At 36.5% G+C, this 2,160-nt stretch carries 2 protein-coding genes; both read right to left on the bottom strand.

What is annotated here, in order from left to right:
- Positions 1–206: 206 nt before the first annotated feature.
- A complete protein-coding gene (locus CXF74_RS21135; protein WP_157822511.1) occupies positions 207–1,154 on the bottom strand; it encodes a DUF2931 family protein in 948 nt (315 codons plus the stop codon).
- Positions 1,155–1,209: 55 nt separating this feature from the next.
- On the bottom strand, positions 1,210–2,160 hold a 951-nt coding region (locus CXF74_RS21140; RefSeq protein ID WP_198552951.1), incomplete at its 5' end, for a phospholipase effector Tle1 domain-containing protein.

Consider the following 2,160-nt stretch of genomic DNA (forward strand, 5'->3'; position numbering starts at 1 on the left):
GAAGAAAGATGGGACACCCAAACTTTGAAACTAATAAAAACAACTAGTTACTATGGCTAAGTCTTTGGGTGTCCCCGATTAGATACTGTTGAAGCTTAAAAACAATGGAAGGTTTATGAGGTATCCAATTACCCTTTTCGGGAATGACTAACAAAAAAGCCTTAACAGCTAGAATTAAGGCTTTTAGAGGACATAGTTATTTTATTCTAATCACTAAAAATAGCTTTTTTAAGTTCTATCGAATGTTTAGCATTATATAAACGAACAGTACTATTTTTCTTTGGAAACCTTGGCATCATTTCAATATGAATTAACCGATCTTCTGGTTTTAATCCTTCAATTGCCTGCAATTCTTCAAAAGCAGCAATCGTTTCATAATCATCTAAAAGAACATCATAGAGTTTAGGGCCATAATAAAAATCAATATAAGAAGGGATTGCAGATTCATTCACTTTCGAATAGTCAAATTGAATATTACTTCGAGTACCATCAATTAGTGTTGCAAAATGATCCGTTAATACTACCTGATCAAATGACTCAATGACCCATTGATAAGGCTTACGATAACGAGCCCATGTATCATACGGGAGACCTTCATTTTGTATCTTGTTATAGCGCTCCTCCCCAACATCACCTTTAAGTACTTTCAAACGAAATGCTTCTGCTTCTTCCTCTGATGGAAAGGGAACCATAAACACACTGCTTAAATTAGTTTCACCTTTTTCTGCTTGAGCAAATAGTACTTCGTGTTGTTCTCCCGGACCTGCAATCCAAACCGCAACAGTACCACCTGGAGCAACCCCAACAACAAAACGGCTATATTGTGGAAGTTGAAACTTCAACCGCTTGAAAGGATTTTCAACGCCCCATTGGAATAACTTCACCATTTTATCGTAAGGCAAATCAAATACATCGGTATAAACTTGGTTTTCAAAATAGGAATAAAAACTGATGCTTAAACGGTCGGGTAACTGATACTCAATTTCTGGATGATTGGCAAACCCATCCCCCCATTTCCCATCTGATGGCCCTGTTGGCACAGGTAAACCTCGATCCTCACCTTTGAAAAGCAATATTGCATTTATAATTTTAACAGGAAACCCCTTCGGTCCATTTTTTTGTGCTTCCCAAGTAAATTTCGGTTCGTTATTCATACTGCATCCTAGTGTTAATACTGTTGCTAATCCTATAAAAAGGGGTCTCAATAAATTACGCATCATAAATAAACCTCGTCCTTTTACCGTCTTCTATTTTAGGTGCATATCCCGGCCCTTTACTGGCCGAAAAATTTAAATGTTTATTACGATAGTTTTTTAAAAAATTGTTTAATTCTTCACCTTCCCCAATCCAATCCTCCGCTTTTGAATTAGCTGGTTTTTTACCTATATACCCTAAAACCTTCTTCTCTAAATCGCCTAGATTAGAAACATCAATAACGGAGTTAGCTCTATCTTCCAATTCTTTTTTGATCATCAACTTAGGTTCATTTTTGACATAATCCGCCATTACCTTTAAAGGAATGCTTGAAAACGCACTGTGAATATCAACCCTAGAAACAGATAACGTTGCATAGGCAAAATAAACACTCGGATCGTAGCTATTTGACTGACGAGGATGAAAATACAAATTAATCGTAAAATCACCATCGCGAAGTTCTAGCTTAAATTTTCTTTTCTTTTCAAGCTCTTTAATCGTCGCTTTGGCATCACTTTTAATCATCGATACAGTTCGATTATCTTTTTTACCTTTATACCACCCTTGAGTGTCTAGCCACTGTTTATCAGCCTCCATCTCCCACAACTGTCCTTGGTTAATAGTTAATTCCTCTTTATTCCTAAATACTAAAAGAGCTTCTTTTTTTGCAGGATCAGTTTCTTTTTTTATTTTTCCTTCATCTGCTTTATTGTAACTGCCCCCCACATCAGAATGTACTCCAGGAAGATAGTACTCTTCCCCCCCTTTAGATTTTGAGGCTTTGATATTATGTAACGGAAAATCTTTCCGATGCTCTTCGGCAGCTGCTAAATGTAATACTTTATTGGCATATTTATGTGCAGTTTGCTGTAATTTATTATTGGCAGACTTAAATAATTGACTGGCCATGTAAGAAAGAACCGTATCATAAAGGCCTGCAAAACCAACTTCGACCGCGTTTTCATC

This window comes from Psychromonas sp. Urea-02u-13 (assembly GCF_002835995.1).
GTDB lineage: Bacteria > Pseudomonadota > Gammaproteobacteria > Enterobacterales > Psychromonadaceae > Psychromonas.

Excerpts from the sequence above, each read along its gene's own strand:
- CXF74_RS21135 (WP_157822511.1), bottom strand. The coding sequence starts at position 1,154 with ATGAATAACGAACCGAAATTTACTTGGGAAGCACAAAAAAATGGACCG.